Here is a 5,913-nt window from a genome sequence, read left to right on the forward strand (position 1 = left end):
GTAGTCATCCGTATCGGGGGGATTCGGGGTTTCTTTGATCATTGTGGAGCCTCTATGAAGTGGACCTCTCCAAATTTGCTACCACGCAAAATAAGGAGACGGCTGTACACAGGGTGGTAGACCGGTCATAGAAACCCGGCAGGCCGAAGCCTCCCATGCACAGCCGCCACAAAGCAGCCAGCACAAAAAAACGCCCTGAGGCGTTCTGGGTCTATGAAATAACCGGGCTACCACACCCGTTCGCTGAATTGGCAGCGACGGGGGCAGGTTAGCGAGGTGTGTTCCGAAGAGCAAGTGCATTGGCCTGTTGAAAATTCCTGAAGGTCGATACACGTCCTCAGCGGCTCACCGTACCCTAGCCGACCACTGGTGCGTATATATAGTTATCTAATGAATCAAACTCTTCCCCTGTCATAAGATTCAGTTGACGTACCTTCCGTCCATATTTTAGATATTTATAGACAAAATATTTAGCCACCTTATCTTCGTGTGTTGAAAGAACTATTTGCCGATCAGGAAATTCATTACGCAACAACTCGACCAAGGAAGACATATTGATGTCATCCATGGTTTGCACAGGATCATCAATCAGAATTGGCGAGAACCCCTTAGCGTAAATCTTATTTAATGCCAGAGTGAGTGAAATAACAACCGCTGAAATCTGCCCCGAACTCATGGTATTCAGCACATCATGATCACGCTGGTAATTTGACACCAATCTAACGTTTTTAAGTTCATCTCCGCCAGTAGGATCCTTAAGAAAGACACCCTGCCCAATTCCGGATTGGTGTGACTGCAATATCTTCCCCGAGTAAATATAAAACGGTATCTCGATATCGCCAATCAACTTTTTTTTGTACTGACGAATTTTCTTTAGCACCTTCGCTCCGATCCCTGCTAGTTCCAACTCCAGCTTCTCTAACTTTTTAGCATTCTCTGTATGTGTAGCGATATCTTTTAACACAATTTGAAATGACGAATAAAAACAAGACTCTAGGTATTTCCTCTTTTGCTCTACGCTTTCTTCAGTCATCGACAAGAGATTGCTGTTGCGATTACCAAAATACTCCCTGAACATCCGATCAAAGGCATCACCTTCGTTTGCGACTTGATATTCCAGCGAAGCAAGCGGAGTGTTTTTATGTATCCGACGCATCATTTCATCTAGACTAGAGGAAAGTTTTTCAGCATCTACATCATGAGATAATGGCGCAAACATTAGATCATCAACACTGAAATGACAACTTTTTAACCATGCGTCAAATTTAATCAAACGTTCCCTGGCGAGGTCGGCTTTTTTCAACGAAGCCATCACTTCATCTGGAAGGACAGTATTCTTAGCCCGATAATCTGCAATCTGCGCAATAACTGGATCAACAAAACGAGTTTTTATGCTACTAGCCAGTGCCAGAATTGATACATCCTGATCCGATAAAAGCTTTGAAAAATCACTTACACGCTCTGAAGCAGCAACCTCAAGCTCATAATGGTTTTCGTGAGACTTGCCACAGAACGGGCACCTGGACTCTTCAGGTAGCAATGTTAGTGAACTATTCAGCTCTGCATGTTGGGCAACGATTTTTCGGTAGATTGCCTTTAACCCCGAGCTCGTCCTGCGAAGCTCATTTATCGTATTTTGATCTTTTTGAAACTGTTCAAAATCATGCCGCCCTAATAGCTCAAAAATATCAAATAAGTTCCCCGGAATCTCGCCCCCTAACAAAGCGGCATGACATCGCTCAAGAACCTTATCCTTCGATCGTTTTTCATCCATATCCTGAACATGATCTAAAGAATTATAAAAGCAAATATAATCTGCAGCGAGATCAGGTGACCGGTAGGCTCTTAAATACGGAAGAGAACTAAGATAAAAATCTCGACTCTTAACAAACTCCAGCATCACATCAAGCTCGCCGGAAAAAGATGAAAATTTTGATTGATTGAATGCTTCAAACTCCGGCAAATCCCATTCCGGAGATTTAGAAGTCTCAAGTAACCAAGGAAGCAGGTAATGGTGCTCGATTTCACCAAATTTGGTGGAATGTCTAACGCCGTCTATATTGTGGCTCTTTTTTAATAGCTCGGCTTTCTGAAGCTGTATTGTACGCTGGGAAGCTAGCCGCCTTTCAGTATTTTTCAGATATGTGTATTTGGCTTCTGCAGCGGCGGTATCGCCAAAAAGCTGTGATATTTCAGTAGCCCGTGCAGTTTCGCTATTTGACTTCAAAAATGAAGCCGCTTCCTCTTGCTGGACATAATGAAACAGATGAAAGTCTCGAGTGAAGTTATTGTTCTCAAGGATCTTGTCTACGTCCGCTTGTTTTGCTGACGTCCAACCCGACTCGTCCCTGATAAAAACATCCCAAAGCTCAGGAAAGCGAGATATCTTTTGTGCGCCCGTAGGTATTGGTGATTTGAGTTTGCGTCTGAACGATAATAGATCTTCTGGCGAACGTGAAAGCACTACATCAATTACGACATCTGATTGAGGGTCATAAGCCACAACCACATCTTCAGGAGTCTGACGACCGTCTGTACTGATGAAACGTTTAATTGTTCCGGAAAGAGCCAACTCAATAGCATCGAAAACCGATGTTTTCCCATATCCATTGGGCCCATCTAGGAGCATTAGATCACTACCATTGAAATTGACCCGATAGGTATCGCTACCGAACACTTTGAAATTAGTGAATTCTATGCTCGACAACTTTAGCATTAGATTACCCTCTTTAAAAATTCGGACATTAACTTTTCATCGTCAACACCTTCATCAATCCCTAGCGTGAACTCGTACAAAGCCAACTCACTTTCGGACAGATTAGTAACTAAAGATGAGTTCAGATCAAATAAGCGCTTTGGATCATGCAGATAGATAAGAAAAGGAATTTTTATAAAAATTTTCAGTAAGAGAGAGTAATAATTTTCCAACTCAGCTGATTTCTCTTTAAAACGTTGAAAATATGCTCCATCACCTTGCCCCACCAATTCATTGAGTTGCAGAAGTGTAAAACTGCTGTTTTTCTCTTGCAAATCCAAGAGCTCTTCCGAACTGTAGGAAATTACGTTTTTTTTGAAATTGTACCTATCCTCTTCCAACTGAAACACTTGTTTTCTAGTGAGAGCATGCTCAGGCCAGCAAATTATCATCGTGCAATTTTTAGAGAAAACCCTATCCACCTTCGGACTCTCTCTAACTTTTAAATGCAAGTCATCCGCCCACTTGGTTAGCAACTCTTCAGCGTGCTGGATAGTAGCATTTTTACATTCTACAACTAGATAGTACTCGGCTTTATTTTCAGTAACTTTTGGTTTGAACAGACTTGTTATCAATTCATCGTAGCCGTGTTCGAAATTTACAGTCTCATATCCGTTACTCAAAAAGACTTTTTCTATCAGATTAATCAGCATTTAGTTCATCCATAGCTTGCTGAATAGGTATAAGTCGAAGATTGCCAAAATAGTCTTCACGGGGCTCTTCCTCCACTTGGTTGGCCGACGTTGGGGCGGTAGTATGCGTAGTAGCATGCTCACTTAGCGACATCCTCTGCGGTCCATCGTAGATCATATGGTTGATTTCATATAGATCCTCGACGATCCGAGTATTGGCCCTGAGTTTCTTGGCGATATTGGTAGGCGATCGATCATTTATAGTCGTTGGAAGATAATAATTCTCCGGATTATTCAGCGATCGATACACCAACTTATTATTACCCTCATCATTTTCGCAAGACTCACAATCTATAGCATTAAAAATTCTCAGCAGTACGTCTGTAACGCCGTTTTCATTGACCGCCAAGGCTTGCTCTATATTTGTTAGCGAGTCAAACTTCACGGACGGCGAAAAATTTTTGTAATAACTAAAAAGCTTTTCTGGGCCGGCATCTAACAACGCATATCGAATCTGGGAAAGATTACAGACACTCCCTTCCAAATCTTCGGGCGTGGAGTAATAGTCAGGATTATTCATAAACTCATCAAAGAGACAGAAAAAACGCTCTTTGAACTTTACGGCCAAATATTTACTACTTACATCTTCATAATCCGAATCCAAAATTGCGACAATGTCGGATATATCGATATGCAAAAGATCAGACACTTGCTTTTGCAAGTGTCGCTCCGTCACATAGACATCCACCATTTCCAGCAAATGGTGAAAACCGCTATCGATCTGCTTTGCAGTATTCACCCCTCCCCTTATGACAAGAATCTCTTGAAGCTTCGATTTAACCAGATCATTGATATCATCGATGCTGCAGCACGCCCTTCCATTATATATATAGCTCTGTATTCTATCTAAAACCAATAGCGGGTCAGCCACGATAGCTTGGAGCGCTTCATAGACCTGACCTACAGTAAAATCATGAAACGCCTGCTTTATGATTTTCGCTGTTTTATTTCTATCTTTCGCAACACTGACTGCCTTGAAAATCGTGCTCGACGCCGGCGTAGCATCATGTTCACTTATCAATTCCTTGATAAAATCTTCGATGGCTTGTTGCAGGCTTTTACCAGCCGGAAGGTTAATAATCTTCCAAGTATGTATATAACCTAACGGCCCTGGCTGGAGATACAAGTTTAGTGCAAGCCCGAAGAGCGCCTCATCATATGAACTGAAACTTTGTTTTTCGTAAGCTTTAACTTGATGAAACGACACCAACTCCCCGCCCACGAACAACTCAAAATCTTCATTATTCTCTAAAACGATTGAATCACCGTGAAATGTGTATTCAGGATCTGCTCTAAGCTTTTCACGTATGTGACAAAGTACGTAATGAAGAGCAAGCTTTCCTTGGTAATTGTATCCACTCCAAGAGGGAGTCGCGTCGTGGATCATGCTTGCAGTTCCTTGTAAGAATTCAACATCAAGCATTCTTCAATGAGTGCTTCTCTCTGCGCAAACGCCCGGATGGTCGAGCGATTTAGCATTCGAGTGCACAATGCCACCATACAATTATTTTGGCGAGGCCGACTCTTGGAAATCTGAAGAACCCGACACCGCATATTGCACCAGAGGCGCGGGCACTATGAACCGTCCTTGACTCCCAAGACACATCTGAATGAAAGCTTGTGGCTGTGCATGCAACCGGTCGATGCAACAGATTGGCTAAATCGTTCAGCGGGCATTTCATAGTTTAGTGTTTTTCAAGGGAGGCTATTCAGCTGGGTGCCGTAACTCGGCACGACCTTGTGCAGTTTTTCCTGCCTGGCTGGCAAAGCGATCTTGTCCTTGAACACTTTCTGCAGCACGGTCAGCATTATCGGTGCAGCCGTCGACTGTACGACTGGTCACCAATAGCGTTGTTTTTTTGGATGCCATCGCTGGCGAGAAATTCTCCGTACCGCCTCCATGGGTAGCGTTCGAGGGCTACAACTCTTCTTGTTGGGGAGGCCACATGCAAGGCGCACAGGGTTACTACAACGACAACTACTTCCTTCCCTTTTTCACTCAATTGAGTGACACAGAGAGACAGGCGTATTACGCCAGATTTGAAGCTACAGACGAGCGGATCAAGTCTTTGGAGCTGATGTATGACGATGAGTGATTGAGTCCATTCAGGCCTGCTCCAAAATCCATTGGGGGCTCCTCCGCCTTTCACGACAAAGCAACAATCATTCTTTTAACAAACTATCCGCAATTGTCCCCGAAAAAACTGCCTCTACCGGCCCAATAAGAAACACCGCCCCCACACCATCCCATTGAACCGTGACACTCCCGCCATCACATTCAACCTCAACGCTATCGTCCAACAACCCCCGACGAATCCCGTTAACCGCAGCACCACAAGAGCACGAGCCTGAACCCAGCGGAATACCGCCCCAACGCTCCCAGATGCGCAGCCGAATATGCTTGCGATCAATGATCTGAACGAAATGCACATTCGTCCTGAACGGAAACAGCGGGTGGGTTTCAAG

Annotated in this window: 4 protein-coding genes and 2 pseudogenes; 1 reads left to right on the forward strand and 5 read right to left on the reverse strand. The window is 43.8% G+C overall.

Annotated elements, in window-relative coordinates; genetic code table 11:
- Nucleotides 1-355: 355 nt before the first annotated feature.
- The 4 genes and pseudogenes from KGA97_RS28790 to KGA97_RS28805 form a co-directional block, all read right to left on the reverse strand.
- A complete protein-coding gene (locus KGA97_RS28790) occupies nucleotides 356-2,716 on the reverse strand; it encodes an AAA family ATPase (RefSeq protein ID WP_223481936.1) in 2,361 nt (786 codons plus the stop codon).
- Nucleotides 2,716-3,408: an ABC-three component system middle component 1 gene (locus KGA97_RS28795; RefSeq protein WP_223481937.1), complete on the reverse strand. Its 693-nt coding sequence runs from the start codon at nucleotides 3,406-3,408 to the stop codon at nucleotides 2,716-2,718. The genes KGA97_RS28790 and KGA97_RS28795 overlap by 1 nt, the downstream gene beginning before the upstream one ends.
- The gene (locus KGA97_RS28800) at nucleotides 3,398-4,834 is read right to left on the reverse strand and encodes an ABC-three component system protein (protein WP_223481938.1); all 1,437 of its coding nucleotides are present in this window, start codon (nucleotides 4,832-4,834) and stop codon (nucleotides 3,398-3,400) included. The genes KGA97_RS28795 and KGA97_RS28800 overlap by 11 nt, the downstream gene beginning before the upstream one ends.
- Nucleotides 4,835-5,145: 311 nt before the next feature.
- Nucleotides 5,146-5,274 (reverse strand): annotated as a pseudogene (locus KGA97_RS28805) (malate:quinone oxidoreductase); the annotation flags it as partial.
- A 119-nt stretch (nucleotides 5,275-5,393) separates the two neighbouring features.
- On the opposite strand from KGA97_RS28805, the gene KGA97_RS28810 reads away from it, so the two are divergent.
- Complete coding sequence (locus KGA97_RS28810) at nucleotides 5,394-5,543, forward strand: hypothetical protein (protein ID WP_223481939.1); 150 nt, start codon at nucleotides 5,394-5,396, stop codon at nucleotides 5,541-5,543.
- Between the two features lie 67 nt (nucleotides 5,544-5,610).
- On the opposite strand, the pseudogene KGA97_RS28815 reads toward KGA97_RS28810, so the two are convergent.
- Nucleotides 5,611-5,913 (reverse strand): annotated as a pseudogene (locus tag KGA97_RS28815) (diaminopimelate epimerase); the annotation flags it as partial.

This window comes from Pseudomonas sp. BF-B-15 (assembly GCF_019946675.1).
GTDB lineage: Bacteria > Pseudomonadota > Gammaproteobacteria > Pseudomonadales > Pseudomonadaceae > Aquipseudomonas > Aquipseudomonas migulae.